The organism is Streptomyces sp. NPDC005435, from assembly GCF_040703155.1.
Classification (GTDB): Bacteria; Actinomycetota; Actinomycetes; order Streptomycetales; family Streptomycetaceae; genus Streptomyces.
The window spans coordinates 1-24924 of the sequence record NZ_JBEXEQ010000033.1 but is presented as its reverse complement, the minus strand read 5'-3'; the positions used below and the strand labels follow the sequence as shown (position 1 = coordinate 24924).

26 protein-coding genes and 2 pseudogenes are annotated in these 24924 nt (G+C 69.2%); 8 read left to right on the top strand and 20 right to left on the bottom strand.

Annotation, left to right across the window (positions count from 1 at the left end):
* Nucleotides 1-29: 29 nt before the first annotated feature.
* The 6 genes from AB0898_RS30200 to rpmG all read right to left on the bottom strand — a co-directional run bounded on the left by AB0898_RS30200 (nt 30) and on the right by rpmG (nt 4611).
* Nucleotides 30-974 carry an ABC transporter permease gene (locus tag AB0898_RS30200; RefSeq protein WP_366806228.1) on the bottom strand — a complete coding sequence of 315 codons (945 nt, stop codon included), beginning with the start codon at nt 972-974 and terminating at the stop codon, nt 30-32.
* A 7-nt stretch (nt 975-981) separates the two neighbouring features.
* A complete protein-coding gene (locus tag AB0898_RS30195; RefSeq protein WP_366806227.1) occupies nt 982-2514 on the bottom strand; it encodes an ABC transporter substrate-binding protein in 1533 nt (510 codons plus the stop codon).
* A 217-nt stretch (nt 2515-2731) separates the two neighbouring features.
* The gene (gene rpsR / locus AB0898_RS30190) at nt 2732-2968 is read right to left on the bottom strand and encodes a 30S ribosomal protein S18 (protein WP_366806226.1); all 237 of its coding nucleotides are present in this window, start codon (nt 2966-2968) and stop codon (nt 2732-2734) included.
* Between the two features lie 41 nt (nt 2969-3009).
* Complete coding sequence (locus AB0898_RS30185) at nt 3010-4161, bottom strand: GTP-binding protein (RefSeq protein WP_366806225.1); 1152 nt, start codon at nt 4159-4161, stop codon at nt 3010-3012.
* Entirely contained in the window at nt 4161-4415 is a 255-nt protein-coding gene (locus tag AB0898_RS30180) for a type B 50S ribosomal protein L31 (RefSeq protein WP_366806224.1), read from the bottom strand. The genes AB0898_RS30185 and AB0898_RS30180 overlap by 1 nt, the downstream gene beginning before the upstream one ends.
* Before the next feature lie 31 nt (nt 4416-4446).
* Nucleotides 4447-4611, bottom strand: coding sequence for a 50S ribosomal protein L33 (gene rpmG / locus AB0898_RS30175; protein WP_366806222.1), 165 nt, complete (start codon nt 4609-4611; stop codon nt 4447-4449).
* 68 nt (nt 4612-4679) lie between these two features.
* Here rpmG and rpmB point away from each other — a divergent pair, with 68 nt between their 5' ends.
* Together rpmB and rpsN are read left to right on the top strand one after the other, a co-directional pair.
* Nucleotides 4680-4916 carry a 50S ribosomal protein L28 gene (gene rpmB, locus AB0898_RS30170; RefSeq protein ID WP_366806221.1) on the top strand — a complete coding sequence of 79 codons (237 nt, stop codon included), beginning with the start codon at nt 4680-4682 and terminating at the stop codon, nt 4914-4916.
* Entirely contained in the window at nt 4916-5221 is a 306-nt protein-coding gene (gene rpsN, locus AB0898_RS30165) for a 30S ribosomal protein S14 (RefSeq protein WP_366806220.1), read from the top strand. Before rpmB ends, rpsN begins: the two co-directional genes overlap by 1 nt.
* 236 nt (nt 5222-5457) lie before the next feature.
* Here the strand turns inward: rpsN and AB0898_RS30160 are convergent, their stop codons facing one another.
* The gene (locus AB0898_RS30160) at nt 5458-6015 is read right to left on the bottom strand and encodes an XRE family transcriptional regulator (RefSeq protein ID WP_366806219.1); all 558 of its coding nucleotides are present in this window, start codon (nt 6013-6015) and stop codon (nt 5458-5460) included.
* Between the two features lie 75 nt (nt 6016-6090).
* Here AB0898_RS30160 and AB0898_RS30155 point away from each other — a divergent pair, with 75 nt between their 5' ends.
* The gene (locus AB0898_RS30155) at nt 6091-7740 is read left to right on the top strand and encodes a bifunctional NAD(P)/FAD-dependent oxidoreductase/class I SAM-dependent methyltransferase (RefSeq protein WP_366806218.1); all 1650 of its coding nucleotides are present in this window, start codon (nt 6091-6093) and stop codon (nt 7738-7740) included.
* Nucleotides 7741-7947: 207 nt separating this feature from the next.
* On the opposite strand, the gene AB0898_RS30150 is transcribed toward AB0898_RS30155, so the two are convergent.
* On the bottom strand, nt 7948-8385 hold the full coding sequence (locus tag AB0898_RS30150) for a hypothetical protein (protein WP_366806217.1): 438 nt from the start codon (nt 8383-8385) through the stop codon (nt 7948-7950).
* A 182-nt stretch (nt 8386-8567) separates the two neighbouring features.
* Here AB0898_RS30150 and murC point away from each other — a divergent pair, with 182 nt between their 5' ends.
* Entirely contained in the window at nt 8568-10001 is a 1434-nt protein-coding gene (gene murC, locus AB0898_RS30145) for a Mur ligase domain-containing protein (protein ID WP_366806216.1), read from the top strand.
* Here the strand turns inward: murC and murF are convergent.
* From murF to AB0898_RS30105, 8 genes are all read right to left on the bottom strand, one after another.
* Nucleotides 9998-11392: a UDP-N-acetylmuramoyl-tripeptide--D-alanyl-D-alanine ligase gene (murF, locus tag AB0898_RS30140; protein ID WP_366806215.1), complete on the bottom strand. Its 1395-nt coding sequence runs from the start codon at nt 11390-11392 to the stop codon at nt 9998-10000. The two genes, murC and murF, sit on opposite strands and share 4 nt — an antisense overlap.
* An 11-nt stretch (nt 11393-11403) precedes the next feature.
* A complete protein-coding gene (locus AB0898_RS30135; protein ID WP_366806214.1) occupies nt 11404-12081 on the bottom strand; it encodes a peptidase in 678 nt (225 codons plus the stop codon).
* 19 nt (nt 12082-12100) lie between these two features.
* On the bottom strand, nt 12101-13105 hold the full coding sequence (locus AB0898_RS30130) for a pyridoxal-phosphate dependent enzyme (RefSeq protein ID WP_366806213.1): 1005 nt from the start codon (nt 13103-13105) through the stop codon (nt 12101-12103).
* Between the two features lie 11 nt (nt 13106-13116).
* Nucleotides 13117-14088 (bottom strand): D-alanine--D-alanine ligase, encoded by a 972-nt coding sequence (locus AB0898_RS30125; protein WP_366806212.1) that lies wholly within the window; start codon nt 14086-14088, stop codon nt 13117-13119.
* Between the two features lie 160 nt (nt 14089-14248).
* Nucleotides 14249-14701, bottom strand: a complete 453-nt coding sequence (locus AB0898_RS30120) for an NUDIX hydrolase (RefSeq protein WP_366806211.1) — start codon at nt 14699-14701, stop codon at nt 14249-14251.
* 258 nt (nt 14702-14959) lie between these two features.
* Nucleotides 14960-16702, bottom strand: a complete 1743-nt coding sequence (locus AB0898_RS30115) for a DUF6082 family protein (RefSeq protein ID WP_366806210.1) — start codon at nt 16700-16702, stop codon at nt 14960-14962.
* A 364-nt stretch (nt 16703-17066) separates the two neighbouring features.
* Nucleotides 17067-17564, bottom strand: coding sequence for a hypothetical protein (locus tag AB0898_RS30110; protein ID WP_366806209.1), 498 nt, complete (start codon nt 17562-17564; stop codon nt 17067-17069).
* Nucleotides 17561-18130: an ATP-binding protein gene (locus AB0898_RS30105; protein WP_366806208.1), complete on the bottom strand. Its 570-nt coding sequence runs from the start codon at nt 18128-18130 to the stop codon at nt 17561-17563. The genes AB0898_RS30110 and AB0898_RS30105 overlap by 4 nt, the downstream gene beginning before the upstream one ends.
* A 94-nt stretch (nt 18131-18224) precedes the next feature.
* Here AB0898_RS30105 and AB0898_RS30100 point away from each other — a divergent pair, with 94 nt between their 5' ends.
* The 4 genes and pseudogenes from AB0898_RS30100 (at nt 18225) to AB0898_RS30085 (ending at nt 22336) form a co-directional block, all read left to right on the top strand.
* On the top strand, nt 18225-18800 hold the full coding sequence (locus AB0898_RS30100) for a hypothetical protein (protein ID WP_366806207.1): 576 nt from the start codon (nt 18225-18227) through the stop codon (nt 18798-18800).
* A 23-nt stretch (nt 18801-18823) separates the two neighbouring features.
* On the top strand, nt 18824-19630 hold the full coding sequence (locus tag AB0898_RS30095; protein ID WP_366806206.1) for a hypothetical protein: 807 nt from the start codon (nt 18824-18826) through the stop codon (nt 19628-19630).
* Nucleotides 19627-20514, top strand: a complete 888-nt coding sequence (locus AB0898_RS30090) for an aminoglycoside phosphotransferase family protein (RefSeq protein ID WP_366806205.1) — start codon at nt 19627-19629, stop codon at nt 20512-20514. Before AB0898_RS30095 ends, AB0898_RS30090 begins: the two co-directional genes overlap by 4 nt.
* A gap of 605 nt (nt 20515-21119) precedes the next feature.
* A pseudogene (locus AB0898_RS30085) lies at nt 21120-22336 on the top strand (IS110 family transposase).
* Here AB0898_RS30085 and AB0898_RS30080 read toward each other — a convergent pair.
* The 4 genes and pseudogenes from AB0898_RS30080 to AB0898_RS30065 form a co-directional block, all read right to left on the bottom strand.
* Nucleotides 22329-22814 carry a hypothetical protein gene (locus AB0898_RS30080; protein ID WP_366806257.1) on the bottom strand — a complete coding sequence of 162 codons (486 nt, stop codon included), beginning with the start codon at nt 22812-22814 and terminating at the stop codon, nt 22329-22331. The pseudogene AB0898_RS30085 and the gene AB0898_RS30080 overlap by 8 nt on opposite strands.
* Before the next feature lie 732 nt (nt 22815-23546).
* A complete protein-coding gene (locus AB0898_RS30075) occupies nt 23547-23726 on the bottom strand; it encodes a hypothetical protein (RefSeq protein ID WP_366806204.1) in 180 nt (59 codons plus the stop codon).
* A 202-nt stretch (nt 23727-23928) separates the two neighbouring features.
* The gene (locus AB0898_RS30070; RefSeq protein ID WP_366806202.1) at nt 23929-24120 is read right to left on the bottom strand and encodes a hypothetical protein; all 192 of its coding nucleotides are present in this window, start codon (nt 24118-24120) and stop codon (nt 23929-23931) included.
* 718 nt (nt 24121-24838) lie between these two features.
* A pseudogene (locus tag AB0898_RS30065) lies at nt 24839-24924 on the bottom strand (IS5/IS1182 family transposase); the annotation flags it as partial.

Here is a 24924-nt window from a genome sequence, read left to right as displayed (position 1 = left end):
CGCCGTCCTCGGGGTGCGCCCGTGGGCGTTCAACGCAGCACCTCCGTACGGGGAGCCAGGCGCCGGCTCACAAGGTCCGCCGCCAGATTGAGCAGGCACGCCACGGCCGCCAGAGTGAGGGTGAGGGCCTGCACGGTGGGCACGTCACGGTTCTGCACGGCCTCGATCAGCGCGGTGGCCGTGCCGGGGATCGCGAACACGGCCTCGACGATGAGCACACCTCCCAGCAACTGGTCACCGGTACGGGCCAGTTCCTGCACTCCGGGCACCGCGGCGTTGGGCAGCACATGCCGCAGCACCAGCCGGACCGGCGGTACCCCGAGACGGCGGGCCTGCACCGTGTAACCGGCGTCCAGCGCCGTGACCGTACCCGCCCGGATCTGCCGCGACAGCACACACACGGTCCGGGCCAGCAGTACGGCCACCGGCAGGACGAACAGCTCCGGCCGCTGCCACCACGCGTCGTCCGCGCCCACCCAGGTCGACGGCAGCCAGCCCAGCCGGAGCCCGAAGACGCCGACCAGCAGCAGGGCCAGGACGAAGTCGGGCACCGAGGTCAGCGTCAGCGTCACCGCGGACACGACACGGTCGGCGCGGCCGCCCGCCCGCAGCCCGGTCAGCAGGCCGATCGCGACGGCCGGCGGTATCAGCAGCACGATCGTGACAACAGCCAGCGTGGCTGTCACCGGCACCGAGGAGGACAGCACCTCGCTCACCGGACCCCCGCCGACCAGTGACGTACCGAGGTCACCGGTGAGCAGGCCGTGCGCCCAGTCCGTGAACCGCTCGGCCATCGGCCGGTCGAGCCCCATCTGCTGCCGCAACTGGGCGACTTGGTCCAGGCCGGCCTGCTCGTTGAAGTCGACGGTGGCGGCGTCGCCCGGCAGCAGATCGGTCAGCAGGAAGACGATGACACTGAGTGCGGCGAGCTGGACGAGTGTCCATCCGCACCGCCGCAAGGTGTAGCGCAGCACCTCGTGCTCAGCCCAGCCACACCGTGTCGAACCTCGCCCAGTCCACGGTGTTGGGAGGAGCCTCCTTCACGCCGTGGACCGTGCGGGAGACGGCGTTCAGCCACTCCGGATGCCCCCACAGCACCAGCCCGCCCCGCTCGCGCAGCGTCGTCTGCACCGACCGGTACCGTGCGGTGCGCTCGGCGTCGCCCACCACGGCCCGCGCGGCGGTGAACGCCTCGTCGAAGTCCTCGTGCTTCCAGGCGGTCGCGTTCTGCGGGGCGTCGGAGAGCAGCCGCTCGCTGATGTACGTGGGGATGGTCATGGCGCCGCACCGGTGGTTGGTGATGGTGCCCTTGGACAGCACATCGGTGAAGTACGACTCCGGCGGCCCGTTGACCACCTCCACCCTCAGACCCGCCTCGCCGGCCTGCTCGACGAACAGATGGGCGGCCTGCGCGAAGCCGTCGGCCGCGGTGGAGGTGTAGAAGGTGACCTTCTTGTTGAACAGACCGGTGCGCTTGAGCAGGCGACGCGCTTCCGCCACGTCCCGCTCGCGCTGCTCCAGGCCCTCCGGGTAGTAGGTGTAGCCCTTGCCGTACACGTCGTTGCCGATCTCGGCACGGCCCGAACAGACCACCTCCACCAGCCGCTTCCGGTCCACGAGGAGTTTCACGGCCATCGCCGCGTCCGGGTCGTCGAAGGGCGGCCTGTCCGTCTTCAGCGCGAAGCCCTGCACTCCGCTGCGCTTGGTGGCCACCACCCGCACCCTGCTGTCGTGTGCGACCGTGCGGGCGAAGGTGGGTGTCATCTCGTGTGCGAAGTGCACCTCGCCGCCGCGTACGGCGGCGGCACGCGCCTCGGTCTCCGCGGACAGGATCCGCACCTCGTCGAGATGCGGGGCCCCGTTCCAGTGGTCGTCGAAGCGGCGCCCGCCGAAGCTGCGTCCGGCGGTGAAGGAGACGAACCGGAATGGACCGGTGCCGACAGGCTTGCTCGGGTCGCCCCAGCCGTCGCGGACGATGGACGTGCCGGTCATCGCCAGTTGACCGGGTAGCTCGGCGTTGGGCCGGGTCAGCGCTATCTCCACACCCCGCCTGCCCACCTTGCGGCAGTTGGGCAGGTCGATGTGGGAGAGGGAGTTCTTCGCCAAGTGGTCGGCGGCGCGGGGGTCGAGGATGCGGGAGAGGCTGTAGAGCACGTCGTCGGCGTCGAGGACATGCCCGTCGTGGAACCGCGCCGCGCGCAACTCGAAGCGCCACACCCGGGCCTCGTCGTCACTGGACCAGGAACGCGCCAGCCGGGGGACGGGCCGCAGGGTCGCGTCCAGCTCGACGAGCTTGTCGAAGACGGCCTTGTGCCGGGCGATGTCGACGAACTGCCGCTGCGCGTGCGGGTCCATCGTCTCCTTCACGCCCGCGCCGGGGAAGGCCGCGCGCAGCGTCCCGCCCTTTCTCGGAGACGTGGAGGCGGAGTTCGCGGACGAACAGCCGGCGAGAAGGCCAGCTCCTGTCGCGGCCGCGGCGGCGAGCACACTCCGGCGGGTGGGGGAGACCGGCATGTGGGCGTACCTTCCTGCCTGTTGAACCAGAGCCAAGACACAAGCATCCAATAAGCAATTGCAACCTATGTGCAATAGGGCTGGGTGGTGGCTGGTGTGGGACTGGTCACTCGGGCGGACGTCGCCGTCCGGGCGTTCGGGGTCGCCCTGCGGCAGGGGCCCGCAGGCGTGCGGAGCGGGCAGGACGACCCCGAAATGACGCGCGTGGCGGATGTCGCTATCGGCTCGCGTAGGGCAGCAGTGCCATCTCCCGGGCGTTCTTGATGGCCGTGGCCATCTGCCGCTGCTGCTGGGCGGTGATGCGCGTGACCCGGCGGCTGCGGATCTTGCCGCGGTCGGAGATGAACTTTCGCAGCAGGTCGGTGTCCTTGTAGTCGATATAGGTGATTCCAGCGGCGTCGAGGGGGTTGCGACGGGGCTTCAGGGGCTTGCGGGCGTCGGGGCGGCGGGCCATGGGACTTCCTTGCGTGGGGGCCGAGTCGGTCGGGGAAGGGACTAGGAGACGGGGTCGAGGAGGGAGTCGAACGCGCTGGGCAGGAGCTGCCACGCCTCGCGCCCTCCGGCGTACTCGGCGTCGGTGAGAAGGCAGGACTCGAGGAGTCGTTCCAGGCCGTCGCGGTCGAGGCCGGGAGAGGTGAACACAAGGTGCTGGCAGCAGTCGCCGTGTTCGGGGTGCCAGTCGAGGGCCGCCGCCGCGCGGCGTACGGGCGGCACCATCTCCCAGGCGGCGTCCGGCAGTGAGGCGAGCCAGGGACCGGCGTTCTCCACGCACAGCGCGCCCCCGGCGGCGTCCCAGGCGAGCAGGGTGTCGGGGCGGTCGGCGAGCCAGAACCGGCCACGGCTCCGCGCTGCCGCGCAGCACAGGTCTTCCAGTGCCTGGTAGAGACGTCCCGGGTGGAAGGGTCGGTGACGGCGCCAGACGAGGGTGGTGACTCCCGCCTCGTCCGCCTCCTGAGGGAGAAGGGCGCAGGCCGGATGCTGGGCATCGGCCGCCGAATCGACGTCGAAGCCGGCGAAGGCGGCCTGGGCGAGTTCGCCCGAGCCGGCGGGCACCCTTCGCGCGGTCGGGTGGAGCTGAGCGAGCAGCGCGCGGTCCTCGTCGTCCGCGTTCTCGCTGTCGACGAGCGCGAGAACGGGCGCGTACTCCAACTGTCGGGCCCATGTGTCGCCGACAGTGCGCTGGTCACTGGGAGCGGCCGCGAGACCGGTCTCGGCCAGGTCGTCGCCGTTGCCGAGATAGGGGAGTACGAGGGCGGGGTCGACTGCGGTGATCACGTTGGTGAGGTCGAGCGCCTCACCGCCGTGTGCGGCCACGACCTCGGCCATCGGCTTGGGTTCGACCGAGTCCCACAGCTCGACGATCGCGAGCCGGGTCAGCCCGCTTTCCGCCAGCCGCTCCAGTTCGGGGACGAGGTCTTCGCGAAGTGCGCAGCAGGCGCAGTCGTTGACGAGAGGAGCGTCGCTTCGCGACAACTCGCCCGAGGCGTCCCGGACCGTGCGCTGCAGGGTGCCCTCACTCGCGGTGGTCAGGTCGTGATGGAGAACGACACTGCCTGGGACGGAGCGCAGGAGGCGGTCGACGACCTCCTTGCGCGCGTCGGAGTGAAGTCCTCCGACGATGACGACGGGCAGCCGGGAGTCCCGCATCACCGCGCCTCGCGCAGGCCGTAGCGGCGCTCGAATCGCTCGACGCGGCCCGCGGTGTCGAGGACGCGGGCGGTACCCGTGTAGAAGGGGTGGCTCACGTGGGAGATCTCGACGTCCACGACGGGGTAGGTGTTGCCGTCCTCCCACTCGATCGTCTGGTCACTGGTCGCGGTGGAACGGGTGAGGAAGGCGTAGTCGGCGGCCTTGTCGCGGAAGACGACGGGGCCGTACGCGGGGTGGATTCCGGGTTTCATGACGTGCTCCTTCGGGGGGCGTGGACGGGGATCAGCGCTCTTCGCGGAAGTCGACGTGCTTGCGGGCGATCGGGTCGTACTTGCGCAGAACCAGGCGGTCCGGGTTGTTCCGGCGGTTCTTGCGGGTGACGTAGGTGTAGCCGGTGCCCGCGGTGGAGCGGAGCTTGATGACGGGACGTGCGTCGGTGCGTGCCATGACCGCTACTATATTGAACATGGTTTCCATTACCAAAACCAGTCACCCGACGAGAGGCAGGTAACTTCGTGTCCGCCCACTGCCAACTGACCGGCGCCCAGCCGGGCTTCGGCAACAAGATCTCCCACTCGCACCGGCGCACCCCGCGCCGTTTCGACCCCAACATCCAGCGCAAGCGCTACTGGCTCCCCAGCGAGGGCCGGCATGTGCGCCTGGCGCTGAGTGCCAAGGGCGTCAAGACCATCGACACCATCGGTATCGAGGCCGCGGTCGCCAGGATCCGTGCCAGGGGAGGGAAGGTCTGATGGCGAAGAAGAGCAAGATCGCGCAGAACGAGAAGCGCAAGGTGACCGTCGAGCGGTATGCGGCTCGGCGAGCAGAGCTGAAGGAGATCATCCGCCGCCCGTCCTCCACCGACGCCGAACGCCAGGCGGCAGCGGAGGAGTTGCGCCGTCAGCCGCGCGACGCCAGCGCCACCAGGGTGCGCAACCGCGACAGCGTGGACGGTCGGCCGCGCGGGTACCTGCGGAAGTTCGGCCTGTCACGGGTCGGCATGCGCGAGCAGGCCCACGCCGGCTTCCTGCCCGGGGTCGCCAAGTCCTCGTGGTAGCCAGGCTGCTCGCGTAGCCGGCGGAGATTCCGGCCGTGCCTCGGCGGGGGCACGGCCGGACTTGCCCCTTTCGGAAGCGCCGCTCCGAGCGGTGTGCATCCTGGCGTTGCAGGTCACGAGGCCGGTGCGGGGCACCTACCGTGCTCGCGCTCGTCGGCGGCCGGTATTCATGACGAAGATTGCCTGGGCAGTGTGGCCGGGGCGGCTTTCTGGTTCTGCCGCGCCTGTCGTGAGGTTCACTGGTGCACGTGTGCGCGCTGTCCGTCGCGGTCGAAGACCATGATCAACTCGGCCGGAGCGTTCGCCGCCGTGATCGCGTGCGGGACCATCGTCGCGAACTCCGCGGCCTCTCCCGCGGCGACGTCGATCTGCCGCTCGCCCAGCCACAGCCGCACGCACCCCTCAAGCACGAGGAACCAGTCGTGGCCCGGGTGTACCCGCTGGCTGGGCGGCCTGCCGGACGGCTCGAGGCGCATCTTCACCGCGATCATGCGGCCGTCCGGACGGCTCAGCGGCCACGTCGTTCGCGTGCCGCTACTGTGCGCGACCGGACGGATGACGACATCGTCGTCGGTGGGCGCCTCGAAGAGTACGTCGAGACTCACCTGGAGGGCGTTGGCCAGCGGCACGAGCACGTCGATGCTCAGCGTGCGCTTTCCCGTCTCGACGCGGCTGATGGTCGACGGGCTGAGGTTGGTCCGCTCGGCCAGCTCATCGAGGGAGTACCCCAAGGTGGTGCGCATGCTGCGCAGGCGGGACCGCGCCAGGGCTTCGATGTCGGCGACTCCGTTCATGCCCCTATCCTGGCACGCCTTGCTAATGGTGCAAGAAGGCTTGCGCAGAGCGCATGGCGCCGTACCGTCGGATGCATGAAAAACCACTCCGCTCAGAGCCGGCAGGCAGCCCATTCCGAGCCCACCGAGCATGGCAGCCATACCCAGTACCCCACCCTGGAGCGTCACTGCGACGTCGCCGTGATAGGCGGCTCGGCCGCAGGGCTCGCCGCCGCCCTGCAGATCTCCCGTCAGCGGCGCAGCGTCGTCGTGGTCGACGACGGCACCCCACGCAACGCCCCGGCCGAGCACATGCACGGCTACCTGGGACATGAGGGAGCCGCGCCCGGCGAGCTGATGGGCATCGGGCGCGCAGAGGTACGCGCGTACGGCGGGGAGGTGCTCCCGGGACGGGTCATGGGGGTGAGCCGTCACGACGACGGCCGGTTCCGGCTCGACCTCACCGGCGGGCACACGCTGGTGGCCCGTCGCGTACTCGCCGCGACCGGCCTGTCGGACGAACTCCCCGCGATCGACGGCGTTGCCGAGGGGTGGGGGCGCGGCGTGATCCACTGCCCGTTCTGCCACGGCTTCGAGGTGCGCGACCAACGCCTGGTGCAGATCGTCACTCACCCACTGGGCCTCCACCCGACCCCGCTGTTCCGGCACCTGACCGACCGGCTGACCGTCGTACTGCACGACCCGACCGGGCTCGACGAGGGAGTCGTCGAAGCACTCGCAGCCTCCGGCGTCATCGTCGAGCGCAGCGAGGTCAGCCGGGTTCTCACCGGACTGGATGGCGCGGCGTCCGGGGTCGAGCTCAGCGACGGTCGTGTCCTTGAGGCCGACGCAGTCGTGGTCGGCTCGCGGTTTCGGGCGCGCGCCGACGTGCTGGCCGGGGTCGGGCTCACCACCACCCCGCACCCGACCGGCGTCGGCGACTTCCTCCCGGTCGACCCGCGCGGCGAGACCGCTGTACCGGGGATCTATGCAGCAGGCAACGTCACCGACCCGAGCCTGCAGGTGCTGCCGTCGGCCGCCCAGGGCAGCCAGATCGGCGCCATGATCGCCTTCAGCCTCGCCGAGGAGGATCTGCAAGCCGCCGTCCGGCGCTCGGGCGAGGAGACCGACTGGGACACCCGCTATGGGGGCCGCGACCGAACGTGGAGCGGCAACCCCAACGGTACGCTCGTCCACGAGGTCACCGCCCTGGCACCGGGTCAAGCCCTCGACGTCGGAACCGGCGAGGGCGCCGACGCTCTCTGGCTGGCCGAGCGCGGCTGGAAGGTGACCGCCACCGACATCTCCGGCAACGCGCTCGCCCGGGTGCGCGCCGAGGCCGAACGCCGCGGGCTCGCCGTCAACCTCGTCCGTGGCGACGCCAACGATCCCGCACCCTTCGGCACCGAGACCTTCGACCTGGTCTCCCTGCAGTACGGATCGTTCAAACGCACGCCCGACCAGCGCGGCCTGCGCAGCCTGCTCGCCGCCGTCGCCCCCGGCGGCACGCTCCTGGTCGTCCACCACGACCTCACCCCCCTGCGCGACCCGGTGGACGTGGCGACCCAGACTCGGATGTACGACCCCGAGGCGTTCGTCGGGGTCGACGAGGTCGCCGCCGCGCTTGCTGCCCACCCCGACACCTGGCATGTCGAGACTCACGAAACCCGGCCGCGACCCCACGGCGCGGCCAGCACCCACCACGTCAGTGACGTCGTGCTGCGCGCGACTCGACGAACGGTCTGAACGCGCTGCCGGATCTGTCGGCGCAACAGGGCCTGGGGGCGAAAGGAACGAAGCTGCCACGGGCGTTGGAGCGGTCGGAGGCGTGCGGGTTTCCTCAACGCCTGCGTCGATCGGGAGCCCGTCGCCTCGTCGGCGCGCCCTCCGTGCCAGGTGAGTGGCGACCTGACGGCGGGTGCTTGCTGGAGTACGCCGGAAACCGGCACCCCGTCACATGGGTGTGCACCGCTGCTGTGGCAGCGCCTCGTCCGAGGTGGTGAGGGGGCGTCTCAACTGCCCAAGAGCTAGTTGAAGCAGGGTCCGGGCGTAGTGCTCGATGGTCATGTTCGCAGCCGCCGCCCTTGCTGCTAGGGCGTGGTGCTCGCGCGGGTCGAGGGTGATCAGCAGGTTCTGAGCTGGACCTATCCCCAAGGCGTCAGGGGTGTAGCGCCGGTGTAGTTGCTCGGTCAGCAGGTCAGCGACCAGCTCGGGTACAGGTGGTCGTGGTTTTTCGCCGTGGCGTATCCACCGGCTGACTCGCGAGCGGCCTACGGCGACGCCGGGGTGTCCGCGCTTGACGGCGAGCGTGTTGATGCGGCGGGCCGTCTCGCTGTTGCTCCAGCCAGCCTCGGCGAGTGCCAGCGCGAGTGCGTAGTTGGGAGTCCTCATCGGTCCCCGTCCCGGCGGGCGCAGCGTCCCTGACCGTTGGGGCCGTGTTGCGAACGGGTTCGCAACACGGCAGGTCGTAGACGGTGCGTGGGCCGCCGCGCGACGGTTACCGGGCCCCCTTCAACTCGGGGGAGATAGCTGTCAGTTGAGGTGGCGAGCGCCGCCTCCAAGGAGGCTGTTCCATGGCACAAACCGCAGTCCCCAAGATCAGGCCGGACCTGTCTGCCCGGCCGCTCGACCTGAGCCGGCTGCACTTCGTCGGCATCGGCGGCATCGGCATGCTGCCGGTGGCGCGGGTGTGCGCCGAGCAGGGCTACACCGTGTCCGGCTCCGACGTCCGGACGACGGAGGGGCTGGAGGAGCTGGCCCGCCTGGGCGTGCGTGTGTACACCGGCCACCGGGCCGGGCACGTCCCGGCGGACGCGTCCGCGGTCGTGTTCACCCACGCCATCGCGGAGGACAACCCGGAGATCGTCGCCGCGCGCGAACTCGGGCCGCCCGTCGTTCACCGGTCCGCCGTCCTGAACGCGCTGATGGAGGCGCACGTCAGGGCGGTCGCCGTGATGGGCACCCACGGTAAGTCGAGCACGGCGGGCATGCTGGCGTTCACGCTGGCCCGCGCGGGCCGGGAGCCCTCGTACGCGATCGGCGCCGACCTGGACGTGCCGGGCAGCGGCGGTCACCAGGGCAACCTGTCGGGCACCTTCGTCGCCGAGGTCGACGAGTCCGACCGCTCGCACCTGGGCGTGAACATGCACGTGGCGGTCGTCACAAACGTCGCGTGGGACCACCCGGAGAACTACTCCTCCGAGAGCGACGTGGTGGACGCCTTCGAGCAGTGCATCCGTCTGGGCCTGCACGAGCGCGGCACCCTCCTGCTCGACGTGGACTCGGCGGGCTCCCGCGAACTCGCCGCGCGTTTGCGGAACGACGGCCCGCGCGTGGTGACGTTCGGGTTCTCCCCGACCGCCGACTGGCGGCTGAGCGAGCCGTCCACCCAGGGTCGGCACACGCGAGCCGTGCTGCGCGGACCGCACGGCGGAACGTACGAGCTGGTGCTCCGTACTGCGGGCACCCACCAGCTCGCGAACGCCGCCGCCGCGATCGCCACGCTGGACGTCCTGGGCGTGGACTGCGACGAGGCGATCGAGCAACTCGGCTACTTCGACGGCATGGTGCGGCGTATGACCGCCGCGGGCGAGGCGGCCGGGGTCCGGGTGTACGACTCCTTCGCCCATCACCCCGAGGAGGTTGAGGCCGACCTCGTGGCCGCGCGCTCCCTGGCCGGTCAGGGCCGGGTGATCACGGTGTTCCAGCCGTCCGGCGCCGCCCGGCTGGAGGCGTTCGGTGACGGCTTCGCCAAGGCGCTGGCGGGCAGCGACGAGGTGGTGCTGACGGACAGCGCCCAGAGCATCGTGGGCGCGCTGGAGATGCTGTCCGAGCAGATCGGCGGAGTCAGCAGAGGCGTCGTGGCCGACCGGGCCGAGGCCGCCGCGCTGGCGGCCTCGGTCGCCCGGCCGGGCGACGTGGTCGTGCTGATGGGCACCGGTGACATCACCGAGGCGGGCCAGGTGCTGCGCGCCGCGCTGGACGCGCAGCACCCGGCGGTCGCCTAAGCGTCCTGGGCAGGGGGGGTCGGGTGCAGCAGCCTCTCGGCGAGGTCCTGCAACTGGACCCCCCTGCTCGCTTTGACCAGGACCACGTCGCCGGGCTGGAGGATTCGATGGAGCAGCTCCAGGGCGGTATCGGCGTCGGGGACGTGCACCACGCGGTTCTCGGTGTCGTTGGCGCCCTCCAGCATCCACCGGGCCTCTTCCTCTCCCACCAGGATGACGCGGTCCAGCTCGATGGCCGCCGCGTACCGGCCGATCTGGATGTGCTCGGTGCGCGAGTCGGCGCCGAGTTCGTTCATCCGGCCGAGCACGGCGATGGACCGCTGGTCCTTGCCTCGGGACATGGCGGCCAGCGCGTCCAGGGCGTGGGGCATGGAGCTGGGGTTGGCGTTGTAGGCGTCGTTGACGATGGTCACGCCGTCCGCCCGGGTGGTGGTCTCCATCCGCCACCGCGAGCGCGGCATCGCGGCGGAGAGCCGGTTGGCGACCTCCTCCACGGTGAGGCCGGCGTGGATGCCGATGGCAGCGGCGGCCAGGCTGTTGTGGACCTGGACGTCCCCGACGAACTTCAGCTCCACGCGGGCGCTGCCCGCGGGGGCGTGCAGGCTGTAGGAGGTACGGCCCTGGCCGTCGGTCTTCAGCTCGGTGGCGCGGATGTCGGCCTCCTCGGAGAGACCGTAGGTGACCACCTGCGCCTTGGTGCGGCTGCGCATGGACAGCACCCGCTCGTCGTCGGCGTTGAGCACGGCGAGACCGTCCGGTGCCAGCGCCTCCACGATCTCGCCCTTGGCCTTGGCGATGTTGTCGCGTCCGCCGAACTCGCCCACGTGCGCGGTACCCACGTTCGTCACCACGCTGATGTCGGGCCGGGCGATGCGGGTGAGGTCCCGGATGTCGCCGATGTGGCGGGCGCCCATCTCCAGGACCAGGTAGTCGGTGTCGTCCTGGGCCATGGTGATGGTCAGCGGCAGGCCGATCTCGTTGTTGAAGGACTGCGGGGTCGCCACCACGTTGCCCGGCAGCACCTGGGCGATGAAGTCCTTGGTGCTGGTCTTGCCCGCCGACCCGGTGATGCCGACGACCCTGGCCGTCAGCCACTCGGAGTTGAGGTGCCGGCCGAGGCGCGCGAACGCCTGGAGGACGTCGTCCACGATGATCGCGGGCACACCGAGGGGTCGGGTTGCCAGGGCCGCGACGGCGCCCTGCGTGATGGCGGAGGTGGCGTAGTCGTGGCCGTCGCCGTTCTTGCCCTTGAGCGCGATGAACAGCGATCCGGGCACGGCCTCGCGGGAGTCGAACACCGCCGCCTCGGACACCTGGACATCGGCGTCGGGAACGTCGGCGAGCTTGCCCGAGACAACCGCGGCGATCATGGACAGCGACAGGGGATGCAACGTAGGTCTCCTCAGATGGTGGGTCGGGACGCTCCCGGCTGTGACACACCGGGCAGCAAGGGACCGGGCCGTGAGCGGCGGCTCGGCTGGAGCGAGACGCCCCGGCCGCCGAAGAACACCCCGAACCGATCGACGGGCAGAACGGCGGACCGGCTCCGGGACGTGTGACCGCTGGGATTGCGGAAGACGATCCGTCCGTCGCAGTGGCCGACGGCCAGCACCAGGTGCCCGCCGCGCCGTTCCGGGTCACGCTCGGGACGCCGGATCTCCTTCGAGACCGACGCCATCACCATGCGGCCACCGTCCAACAGGCCCACCAGCTCTTCGAGTTCGAGGGCGCCGTGGAGGGTCGCGGGCAGGTGATGCGTCGCCTGCACGTACTGCGCGAACGGCGCGTAGATCATGCCCCGGATCTCGGTGCTGCCGGCCTGCCGGACGTATGCGCCGAAGTGACGCGCGCCCTGGAGGAGGGTGAACAGGTCCGGGGCGTAACCGTCGCGGTGGAGCAGCGCCATGCGCAGGCAGGCGATGCCGCACATGTGGCGGCACCATCGGGCGTAGACCCGCTGGGACGGCGCTCCGCTGGTCTGCCAGCGCGGGTCGTTCCCGGCGTCGTACCCCTCGTAGGCAATCGGGCCGATCAGGTCCGCCGTGGCGTACTGGGTGACGACGGGGACCGGCTCGTGCACGGGACTCGGAAGCGAGGGGTCAGTGCAGCACGGCGGCGGCATGGGGCAGGTACTCCGTTCGGGGCATGGTGTGGTCGAGCTGGGTCTTGTAGGTGTTCCAGTCCACGTTGCCGCCGGAAACCACCACGCCGACCGGGCCGTCCGGGAGCTGAGGCAGCACCCGCAGGAGCCCGGCGAACGCGACGGCCCCGGACGGCTCCGCGACGAGGCGGAAGTGACGGAACAGGTACGCCATGGCAGCGGATATCTCCTGCTCGGCGATGGTGATCACGCCCGCGAGCAGCCGCCGGTTGATGGCGAACGGCAGGCGCGCGGGCTCACGGTGCCCGAGCCCGTCGGCGATCGTGACCGGCGGGGGGATGGAGATGCGCATACCGGCGCGCAGGGACCGGTGGGTGTCGTCGGCGCTGGCGGGCTCGACACCGAAGACCGGGAGGCCGGGGTCGTGCCCGGCGGCCGCGACCGCGGTTCCGGCCGCCAGGCCGCCCCCGCCGACGGGCACGAGCAGCGACTTCAGGTCCGGAGCCTCTTGCAGCATCTCCCAGCCGACCGTGCCGGCCCCTGCGATGACCAGCTCGTGATCGGCCGACGGCACGATGGTCAGCCGATCCCGCTGGGCCAGCGCGTGGACAATCTCCTCACGGCGACCGGAAAGCCGGTCATAGGTGATGATCCGGGCGCCGAAGGTCTCGATCGCCTGCCGCTTCACGACGGGCAGGTCGGCCGGCACCACCACGGTGACCGGGACGCCGACCTCGCGGGCGGCCAGGGCGAGCGCGGTGGCGTGGTTGCCGGAGGAGCCTCCGATGACGCCCTGGTGCTGTTCCTGCTCGCCGCGGTTGGCGACCGCGTTGTACGCGCCGCGCAGCTTGAAGCTGCCCGTGCGCTGCTGGTTCTCGGCCTTCACCCAGACGGTGCGGCCGACCTGTTCGTTGAACGCGGCGGAGGTGAGCATGGGCGTGCGCACGGCGACGCCGCGCAGGGTCTCGACCGCGGTGAGAATGTGCTGGGTGGGCAGCGTCATAGCGGCCGGCCTTACCCTCGCGCCCGGCGGTCGGTGTTCGCGCCGCGCAGGATGTGGGTCAGCAGCAGCTCGTAGGAGATCCCGGTGGCCTTCGCCATACGGGCGAGGTTCCCCTCCCTGGACAGGCCGGGCAGCGTGTTCACCTCCAGCCACCAGGCACGTCCGTCGTCGCCGACGACGAAGTCGTGCCGGGAGTAGGAGTGGCAGCCCAGCGCGTGGTGAGCGGCGATCGCCTGCCGGTGCAGGTCGTCCAGCATCTCGTCGCTGACCCGCGCCGGGCAGTGGTAGTCGCAGTCGGCGGTGCCGCGCTTGGCCGCGTAGGAGTAGACGCCGTTGGGTGTCCGTGCTTCGAGCGGCGGCAGCGCGTGCGCGGCGCCCAGCTGGTCCTCCAGGACTCCCACGCTCACCGCGCGCCCCGGATGGAACACCTCCGCCATCAGCTCGTCGGCGCCGCCGTCCTCGATGATGCTGACGAGGCTGTGGTGATCGGCGGCGACCTGAAGGCCGATCGATCCGCCCTCGCTCACCGGCTTGACGATGACAGGCAGGTCCAGCAGGCCGCTGATCCGGGTGGCCTCAACCGTGGCAGGCGCCGCCCGGTTGATCCGTACGCCGCGCGGAACGCGGACGCCGGCGGGCGAGACCACCGTCTTGGCGTGGATCTTCTGCATCCCGATGGCGGAGGCCAGCACGCCCGACCCGGTGTAGGGGATGGCCAGCGTCTCCAGCAGGCCCTGGAGGCGGCCGTCCTCCGCTCCGCGTCCGGCGATGGCGAGGAATGCCTTGTCCATGTCCGCCAGCTGGTCGACCAGGGACTCGTGGTGGGCGAGGTCCAGCACACGGGTCTTCACGCCCATGCCGTCCAGGGCCTCGGCGACGGTCTGGCCGGACAATAAGGATCTGTCCCGCTCGCGGGACCAACCGCCAGTGATCACCGCGACTGGCGAGGCCAGGTCGGCGAGGGTGAGCGGAGCTATGCGCATCGTCGTCCTTTCATGTCGTGGTCGTGCCCACGGACTGCCGGAGTGGCGCCCAGGGCCGAACGAGAAGTGGTGCTGGCGACCCGCACGTCAGGGATCACGCGAGAGGCCCATGGGGGGGGGTGGGTATCAGGACGGACGCGCCCGTACGGGCCGCCGTCACTCATGGTGTCCTCTGCTTTGTGCCGTGCCGGATCTCGCAGTAGACGGCGCGCTCCCGCTGGGCCAGTGGCACCACGACCTGCGCGGCCACCACGGGGTGCAGCACGGCTCGGGCCTCGGCGCGGCTCGCCCAGCGCCAGCGGTCGAGTTCTTCGTTCGGCACCTTGATCCGGGCGGTGTCGAAGGCGGTGAGCAGCGGCCCGGCGAACAGAAACGCCAGCCTGTTTCGCCGGCGGGGGCGCGTGGCCTTGATCCATTCGACCGAGAGCAGGTCGCTTTCCCGCACCACCAGGTCCAGCCCCAGCTCCTCCCGTGCCTCGCGGCGCGCTGCATCGAGGGGTGACTCGTTCTGTTCAACGACGCCGCCGGGCAAATACCACCGCTCGGGGGCATTGGCCGGGTGTAGGACGAGCAGCTTGTCCCTGTCGTTGGTGATCAGCAGGTGGGCCGACACGGGATGGCCGTACGTATGAGGGTGTACGGGCGGAGACGCGGGGCGCCCCGCGGCCGGTACCAAGTTGGCCGGTCTGGAGGTCAGGTCCATGGGCACCACCTGTCGGACCAGGCCCGGACCCCGAGCGCCCCGACCGAGACCGGGACGCACTGAAGTCGCGGTTGCATCGGATTCCTTCGAACGTGCGAGGTGAGCGACAGCGCGTGCGGCCCACCCGTTTGGTCAGTGGATTCGCCATGCCGAAGCAGGGCGAGGGAATCAGGCGACGGTGTCGGCCTTCGAGAGAGGGACGAACTCGTCGTTCAAGATCCGGTTGAAGCGACGGTCGAACCGGTCGCGGGCCTCGGCGTCACGGAGCGCCCTGCACGCCTCCCAGTAGTCACGGCCGATCGAACGGGACATCAACCAGCCGGCCTGGACGCGCAGCGTGGCCGCGTCAAGGACGCCCACCTTGTAGCGGGCGGCGAGGGCGCAGACCAGCTGGTTGGCGCTCAGGATTCGGGCGTACTGGCCGAGGTCCATGACGTCATCGCCTTCGGGGGCCCAGAGCTTCAGCAACTCAGGGTCGCTCTCCAGGTGGCGCCGCCACTCCTGATCCATCCGGGTCGTCGCCAGGATGTTCCGCTGCCGCTGGTGCCTCTCCGCCTGCGCGAGGCGGAGAACGCCGACTCCGGCGATGGCCAGACCGGCCAGCAGGACGGACATCATGCCATTCATCGTGAATTCCTTTTCGTCCAGTTTCGTTGATGGGTGTCTCAGACGGGAAAGATGCAGTCCCCGGTAGGGCCTCGGTCCGGACCTACCGCCTGGCGGATGTACTCCCTGCCTCGCCAACCCCGTTGCGACTTCCTGAAGTTCGAGAACCGCGACGGCCAGGCACGCCGTCCGCCACACGCGCTCTTGGACGTCATCCGGCAGCTCCGCGAGGGCGGTGACGGCGGTGCGCCGCAGCAGCGTGTCTATGTCCTGGTACGCGGGCCGCGTCTCCAAGAGCGTGAAGAGGTGCGAAGCCGCGCCGACCAGCGTGCGGAAGGCGTCCTCCAACTGGTCGACGGGAGGCGTGAGCCGGCACCGCCACCAGTGCCTCGCGCGCTGGCAGACGTTCCGGACGTTCGACGGACTGAGATCCAGACCCCCAGCCGCGAGGCCGCGCAACTTCTGCGCCAGATCCGCGATCTCCGGGGACGGCTCGACGTCGGTGGGCGGCCAGGGCTTCCTCAGCAGGCGCATCCCGGCGCGGTAGATAAGGATGTTCTCGTCGGCCAGGATGCGCAGTGCCGCTGTGACGTCTGCAGACTGTGCGAGCAGAGCGAACCCCAGCTGCTGGCCCGTAGGAAGGTTGGAGTGCGGGGGAAATACGCCCTCCGCTATGAGCACACGAAGCCAACCCGCGATCCGGGTCGGCCGGTCGGGTTCCTCGACTTTCCCCGCGACACGCCACCGACCGGCCAAGGCGTTGAAGGTGACGAGCCCCTCCGCCTCAAGGTCACGGAGCGCGAGGCGTGCCCGCTCGACCGATGCCGCCATGCATCCGGCCTCGGTGGCGATGCGGCTGACATTCAGCCCTGCCCCAGCGGGGTACTCACCATCCTTGATCAGCTTCCGTACGCGGTCCGCGATGGCGACGACCCGCGGGCCGGGCCGCTCCGCCTCCAGCAGGCAGTGCAGCAGGACACGTGCGGCGGTGAGGAAGGCCACGAAGCCCGAATCGGCTTCCGCCCCCTCCGCTTCCGGCTCCTCGGCTTCCGGTTCTTCGGGTTCCGGTTCTTCGAGGAGCGCCACGCCCCGGATGGCCTCGCGCCAGCGCGCCTGATCCGATGGTGAGTCGACGGCCTCGCGCAGACGGGTCTTGGCGAGCGGCAGCCACAAGTCCACCAGGTCCTGGGTCTGCTGCCTCTCAGCGGCTGCGCCAGCAAGATCACTGGATTCGTCTCCCAGTTGGGCGAGTTGGGAGAGACCGCGGCGGAGGTCCTTGTAGGTCGTGTCGATCTCGAATGTCATGACGCCTCCGACCCGACGGAGGGCCTGCTGGAACTGGAGTTGACCGGATGCCCGCACGGAGTGGCGAGCGGAAGTACCCGAACCGGGTGCGCGCTCCATCGCCAATTCCCCATTTGAACCTTCACGGCGAACTCGTACGGTCGTCCCCCCTGAAGACTGACGACTCCGGCGTCCATGGCCCGGTGGTCTCCGAGCCACCCCCACGTCCGGTGGAACACGCGACGGTCAAAGGAGAGGAAGACGCCCCGGACGGACTCGCGGACCCAGTGGACTGCGTCCTCCGACGTCTCCACGGTCCGGTCCTCGGGCAGCGTCTCCACGGACGTGTCGGTGTGGCACCAGAACCGACGTGGCAGCAGGCTCATCAGCCGTCTTCCTCATCGCTCAGCAGGTCGAGGAGGTCGGAGGCCGCCATCGCCAGCCGACGCAGATGCGCGAGATCGCCCTTGAACTCGCCCACGGGGCGCGGCTGTGTGCTGCGCACGTCGTTCGCGCGGCGGATGGCCAGGTCGATGTCCAGGCTCGGCGGCGTTTCCAGACGGCTCTTAGCGATGTTGACGAGTTGACCCAGCGTTCGATCCAGGCGGGTTACGGCGCATCCCAGCTCGTACACCGCTGCCTTGTCGGGCGGCGGCAGCATCTCGCCAGCCGCGCGGACACGTCGATGAAACAGGCTCTTGCGACGTGCCCGCTGGCACCTGGCGCCAGCCACGCCCACAGGGCCGGCGGTAGCGCCGAGAACCGCGTCGAGGTCGTCCTCCAGGTCCTCGTCGCGGAGGAAGGAGGCTCGCAGCGAAGTGATTAGGGCAGAGGCCCCTTTGACGAAGTCCTCTTTCGGGAGTCGAGCTGGAGATGTACTCATGCCGTGACCCCCCGGGGGCCCTCAGGCTTGTCGCCGGTCTCGCCCAAGCGGAAGACGGCCACGGCGTCCTTCCCGGCTTCCGCTGGCACGAAGACGAAACAGTGCGTCAGGCCGCGAACGAGGGGCAGTCCCCTCCCACTGGTTGCGTCATCTTCAGCGAACCGCTCGCGCGGCACGTTCGGGTCGTCGTCGTGGATCACGACGACCAGACGACCGTCTTCTTGCGCGGTCGGGAGAGCCTGAATGAGGAAACTTGCCCGCTTCTCAAGCATGTTGGGCACGTTGGCGTGGCGCATGACGTTGGTCAGAAGTTCCGTGACGACCACGCCGACCTCAAAGGCCAGCCAGTCGTAACCCCACAAACGAACGCTCTCCATGGCGATGTTCTTGACGTGGTGAATGGCCTTCTCCGACAACACCAGCTCCTGCGTGAGCTGTGCCGGCACTCCCGAAGCAACGCTGCGCGCTCCAACGGGAGCGTTAAGAAGGTTCACCATGTCCAAGTCCAGTTCGTTGTCCGGAACCCCTCCTCGGGCCTCCGGTTGCGGTGTGTACTGGTTCTGCACCGGTCAGCAACTATTGAGGCAGCAGCGCACGGGGCGCGTGTAGTTGGTGATGCGGATGTCTCGCGATATCCGCATCAGGAGGTCAGGAGCCGCAATGCCGCAGCCAGAGAAGGTCCTCGATCCGACCCGGTCACCAGCGGAGTGGTTCGGGAATGAGCTGCGCTTGAGACGCAAGGCCGCAGGGTTCCCGAAAGCGGCCCCCTTCGCCAGCAAGGTGCAGGTCAGCGTCGACGTTCTTCTGAAGATCGAGAAGGGCAACTACCGTTGTCCTCAGGACCTTCCTCCTCGTTTGGACGCCGCGCTCGACACCGGCGGCTTGTTCACGCGGGCATGGGCCATGGTGTTCGGCGATGCGGATAAACGGAGCTGCGATGCGGATAAACGCTCTCCACGGCCTTCGGAGGATGCCGTTCCACAGCTAGAGCGCCCCATCCTGGGGGCAGGCGCCCCAACTTCATCGATCAGGAGCCCTGACCCCGTGCACCGTCGCAATATTCTGGCCATAGGGAGCCTCTTGGCTCTCGCTCCACTCGACCTCTCCGCCCTGCTCGGCCCGGCCACCACGCCATCTGCCCCCAGCAAGATCCGCCCCAAGGAGATCCGCGAACTGCGAGAGACATCGCAACTGGTCTACATACCTGGGACAACGCGTACGGCGGGGGCGGCCTGATCAGCCAGCTGGCCAGGAACTCCATGCAGTGGGCGGTCAGCCTCTTGGAGGTTGATTGCCCTAAGCCGCTACTTACTGAATTCCTCGGAGCTGTGGCCCAGTTGGGTCTCGTGGCGGGCGCCAGCCAGTTCGACGTCTATCGCCATGATGACGCCCGTATCGCCTTCAAGGTCGCCGTGGAGTGCGCGGAGGCAGGGCAGCACTGGCATCTTCGCGCGAAGGGCTACTCTTTCCTGGCTCGGCAGGCCATCTGGCTTGGCGACGCAGACGATGGGCTCACCAACGCGGAGAAGGGGCTGGTCCGGCAAGACCGGCTGACTCCCTCCGAGCGGGCCATGTTGCACACAGCCAGAGCCCGTGCTTTTGGGAAGCTGCGCAATGTCCAGGAGACGATCGCCGCCGTCGGTGCGGCCGATGACGCCTTCGCCCAGCGACGCCCCGAGAACGAGCCGCCGTGGATGGCCTATTACGACGAGGCTCAGCACAACGGTGATACTGCCCATGCGCTTTGGGATCTTGCCATCGGGATCGAGGAGTACGACCCGGCACAGGCCGGGCAGCGATTCCAGGCAGCCGTACGCGGGCATAGTTCGACCTTCGTGAGGTCCCGTGCGATGTCGTGCATCAAACTGGCGTCTTTGGTCATGAGGCGGGGGGATCCCTACGAGGCCGCCGCCATCGGGTGCAGAGCGCTGGAGATCGGTGGCAGCCTGACGTCTCGTCGAGCTGCGGATGACCTTCGCCAACTCGGTCAATTCGCTGGCGAGCATTCCAAGATCCAGCCGGTAGCTGACCTCAGGGAAGCCATCGAGGGTACCTTGCGAGCATGACGAACAGGGCGACACCCGCTTTCGACGCACTGCGAGACGCCTGCGCCGAGATCGGCATCGACGCCCGCAGTGCGGAGCCGATTCGCATCGCGGAGAACGAGATCTGGAGACTGCCGCAAGGCGTCATCGTCCGCATCGCGCCACCGGACCGGTTTCAGTCCGCGGCCCGCGAGATCAAAGTGGCCCGGTGGCTCGCCGGGCACGAGGTCCCGGTCGTGCGGGCTTTGCATGTTGAGCAACCGCTAGAACGCGGCGGGCGAGTGCTCACCTTCTGGCAGGAGGTCCCGCCGCACCGTCATGGATCGACCCAGGATGTTGCGCTGGCCCTTAAGGAGCTGCATGGGCTCCCGCTTCCTGACTTCGACATCGGACGATTGGACCCGTTCGTTCGCGTCCCTGAGAGGCTGCGTGCGGCTCGGACTCTGACTGGCGACGACCGGAAGTGGCTTACGAGCTTGTATGAGGAGCTTGTGGAGCGTTGGAACGCCGGCCTGCCCCCGGGTCTTGCTACGGCACCCGTTCATGGCGACGCATGGCCCGGCAACGTCGTGCGGCTCGAACGCGGGGGGCGGCTACTCATGGACCTGGAGCGCTTCTCGGCTGGACCACCCGAATGGGACCTCGTCTCGACCGCAGTCCGGACCAAGACCACCGGAGCTGTCGCGGAAGCCGAGTACAACGCCTTCTGCGACACTTACGGCCACGACGTCACTACTTGGGCGGGCTACGAAGTCCTGGCAAGTGCCCGAGAGCTGCGCATGGTGACGTACGCCGCCCAGCACGCGGCCACCAACCCGCAATGGCGAGCCGAGGCTCAGCACCGCGTCGACTGTCTCCGCGGGCGCGGAGGGCCGCGCCCCTGGCGCTGGACGGGGATCTTGTAGACGATCTTTACCCACAACTAGGTCCTGTCCGGCGTGCATGGGGCACACATGTGCAGGGCGAGCACGGCGTGCCCCGTGACGGAATGGACCCGGATGAAGAACTGGCTGGGGTCACGGGCCACTGCTGCACACCGTGCGCGAAGAGAAGATCATCAGGCGCCCACACAAGCTCGCCGCCCCCCGTCGCATCGACGCAGGCGGCGAGAAACCCGCCCATAGTGTCGCGGTCCAACGGGGCGGTCACGTTGAACTCACTACCGCTTGACGAAGCAGCCTGGTCCAGCGCGAAGGCCGCCACGTCCCGCACGTCCACCGGTTGGATCGTCTTACGCGGGGCGCCAGGTGCAAGGATCGCTCCCCCCGTTACCTTTTTCGTGGCTCCGCAATGGGGCCTCCGGCCTTCGGGTCCGGCATGACTTCCCCCCCCCCCTTGTTGTTGATGATCCGGGGGGTGGTGTCACCGGGCCCGGAGGCATCGACGGACCGCTGATGAGGGGCTTGAGCACCGGCTTCACCCAGGCCGGAAGAGCTCTCCGTAACGTGGATGTGGCAGCTCGGTGCCCTGGCAAGGCCGGACGAAAGCGTGATGGAGGGGCCTGCACGTGATCGACACCGGGGACATCGACGTCTTCCTCGGCCTGGACGTCGGCAAGGGCGAACACCACGCCACCGCCGTCACACCGGCTGGGAAGAAGGCGTTCGACAAGCGGCTGCCCAACACCGAGCCCAAGCTCCGCGAGCTGTTCGCGAAGCTCCAGGCCAAGCACGGGACGGTGCTGGTCGTGGTCGACCAGCCGGCCTCGATCGGGGCCCTGCCGCTGGCGGTCGCCCGGGACATGGGCTGCCCGGTCGCCTATCTGCCGGGCCTGACAATGCGGCGGATCGCCGACCTCTACCCCGGCGAGGCGAAGACCGACGCGCGGGACGCGTTCATCATCGCCGACGCCGCCCGGGCGACGCCGCCCGGGCGATGCCGCACACGCTGCGGGCGATCGACGGTGAGGACGAGACGATCGCCGAGCTGGAGATGATCGTCGGCTTCGACGACGATCTGGCCGGCGAGGCCACCCGGGTCGCCAACCGGCTCCACGGCCTGCTGACCCAGATCCATCCGTCGCTGGAACGGGTCCTGGGACCGCGGTTGCAGCACCCGGCCGTCCTCACGCTGCTGGAACGGTTTGGGTCACCGGCCCAGATCCGCAAGGCCGGACGGCGCCGCCTGGTCACCCTGTTACGGCCGAAGGCCCCGAGGATGGCCGAGCGTCTGGTCGAGGACATCTTCACCGCCCTGGACGAGCAGACCGTCATCGTTCCGGGCACCGAGGCGGCCGCACTGATCGTCCCAAGCCTGGCCGGCTCCCTGACCGCCGTCCTTGACCAGAGGAAACTGCTGGCAGGGCGGATCGAGGAACTCCTGGAGGCCCACCCTCTTTCCAAGGTCCTGAGGTCGATGCCGGGAGTCGGCGTCAGGACCGGAGCCCGCATCCTGATCGAGGTCGGCGACGGCAGCACCTTCCCGACCGCCGGCCACCTCGCCGCCTACGCCGGACTCGCCCCGGCGACCCGCAGCTCGGGCTCCTCGATCCGCGGCGAACAGCCTTCCAGGAGAGGAAACAAGCAGCTCAAACGGGCTTTCTTCCTCTCCGCGTTCGCGGCCCTGGGCGACCCGGCATCCCGGATCTACTACGACAAGAAGATCGCCCAGGGAAAACATCACCCCTAGGCCCTGCTCTGCCTCGCCAGACGCCGGGCCGACGTGCTGTTCGCGATGCTCCGCGACGGCACCTTCTACGAACCGCAGTCGTCGGTCGCAGTCACCTGACCTGCGGGTCTGCGAGAAGAACGACTCGATCGGCCTCTACATCGAAGCCGAGCACTGGATGGCCATGGTCGCTTTCCGGGTCCATCAACACGGGCTTGTCCAGCCGCCGCCCGATCTCACGGAGGAAGCCGCAGAACACGTCAAGCCGATCCTGGCCCTGCAACTCCCGCAGGTCGACGTCGAAGTCGACTTCATCGTCGGCATGAAAACGGAAGATCGCCAACACCTCGGCAGTGGGCCAGACCCGCAGGTCGGGGCACTCTGCATCCGCCGGGCGGGACAGCACGGCCTCCGCCCGAGGCACCGGAAGCACCGTCTCCCCTTCGGAGTACTGGCACTTCCATCCCTTCTCCGCGACAAGATCGAGGACCGCCTGCCAGTCATCCACCGAGGCATCCGGGACACGCACGTCCGGCAACGATCCCATCAAGTCCGGGTCGAAGAAGGAACTCACGTCATCCCACAGCAGATCAGCCACCCCGCCATGTTGCCCGGCTCGCCAACCCGACGCACCCCCGTTTCCCTTGACCAAAGAGATAGGGGCACCCCCCTTTGCAGCCCGCTGCAGCCACCACGGAAGGCGGCCCACGTATTCCCCGGGCCCCAGGATGACGCCAGGCCGCAGAATCGAGACACGGGAAGCGCCGAACGCCTCCTTCGCCGCGCGCTCGGCGCCGGCCTTCTGCCGACCGTAGTACCAGTCCGGGCCGTCCCAGTTCGCGGGGAGTCGCCCATAGTTCACGTCGGCGTCAGCCGGTGCGTCGAACAACTCCGAGGATTCCGTGAGCGGCTCGTCCGGCCATCCGCGGTAGGCGTTCACGGTCGAGATATAGACGTACTTCCGCGCGACGGGTTCCAGCGCCCGTGCTCCCGCCAGCACGTCGCGCGGGGCAAGCTCGGAGGCCGAGGTGTCGACCACGGCATCCCAAGGCCCCTGTTGCCCCAATCGCACCAGGTCCTCGCGTACGGTGCGATCTCCGTGGATCTCGTGTGTTCCGTCCGGCGCGGTGCCGGACCTTCCCCTGTTGAAGGCGTCAACAGATCACCCGCGATCGAGTGCGGCCTGGGCAACTGCCCGTCCGAGAAACCAGGTTCCGCCAAGCACCAGAATCTTCATGATGCTGATCCTGCCCGCCGGCTTGCCCTCCGTGCCACCACCTCGGCGTGTCCCGTCCTGCCCGACCGGCCGGGGCGTGCTGCCGTGCCGTCTCTACCGATAGTGACAGGTGGCGGTTAACCAGGTGACCTGGACGAGTGGACCGCCAACGTCGTCGGGGTCGTCCGGGGCAGCGACCTGCCGAACCTGCTCGATCTGCCGCTCGATCTCACGCAGGTTCTCTTGGAGATCCATGGTCACTACGCCGTCGACGGTGACCTTCAGCAGGTCCACGAGGAGCTTCGCTCTGCGCTCGCCCAGCGCAATCACGCGCAACGAGCACAGTCGGAAGTACCGTCGTTCCAGGTCAGCCGGATCTGTGTGCCGGTCCTAGCTGCGCCGATAGTCACGACCGCTGAAACTCGTCCACCCGCTCCTCCTTCCGCGCCATGGGCCGCCGCCGGAGTGTTTCCGACGTCGGCCCCGGTCTCGTGCGTCACGACGCGGTGGTGGCCGAATGGCTGCCGCGTCGGGTCGGGGACTTCTTCGCCCCACCAGCCCCGGCTGCCTCCGGTCGAGCCTCCTTGTCCTCCACGACGCCCTCGACGGAGTCGGTACCGTGCAGGGAAGCCAGCCACTCGCGGTTGGCGGTGGTGGACTCGTACGTCGAGATGGGCTGGATGGACATGTGCGTGTCCCATGGACGCTGCGGTCAGAATCCGCACACCGCCCACCGAGGCGATGTCGCCCACGAAGTTCAGGGAGCGTGGTCCCCCAAGGCTTTGGCATGGACTAGCGGGCGGCGGCGTCGCTGAACTCCGCTATCCGCCCACGACGTTTGGCCATCTCCAGCCCGGCCGAACCGGGCTTCGGCACCGGGGTCGTGCGGATCGGGCCGCGGCCGGCCGGGGCGCCCGTAGAAGCGGCCGGTGCCGGCGTGCGGACTTCACCGAACAGCTCGGGGCACCTCGTGCGGAGCTGTTCGGCGGCGGCCTGGATCTGGGCTCCGCCGGCGCCCTCGTCGTCCACGGCCAGCGGGGCGCTTGGCGTCCACCAGATCATCGCCTTCCGCGCCGAGCGCCACCAGCGCGGCCCGGCGCAGCGCCGCTCGGTCGCCGCCTGTTCCCGCCGCTCCACCTCCGACATCGCAGCCCGTTCACCCTGCGCCTTTTCACGGGTGAGCATCTTGCCCAACCGGTCCTGGGTAAAGGTGATTTGCTGCTCCTGGTCGCCGTCGTCCGGGCCGTCGTCGAGCTGGTCGTTCGTCTCATCCTCCGAGGAGGCACCGAGATTGGGGTAGATCGGCCGTCCGCCACGGCGGAAACCGATAGGACGGCGAGGCGGCAGGGGCCGGACCATGTATCTCCTCCAGAGCGCGCCCCCGCGCTGTGAATCAGTGAGCTTCTTCAGCGCTGCCGCTCCAGAGTGAGGATGGCCTTGGCGATTGACGTCATGCGGTTGGGGCTGCATCGGGACCTGCGGAAGATTCGCC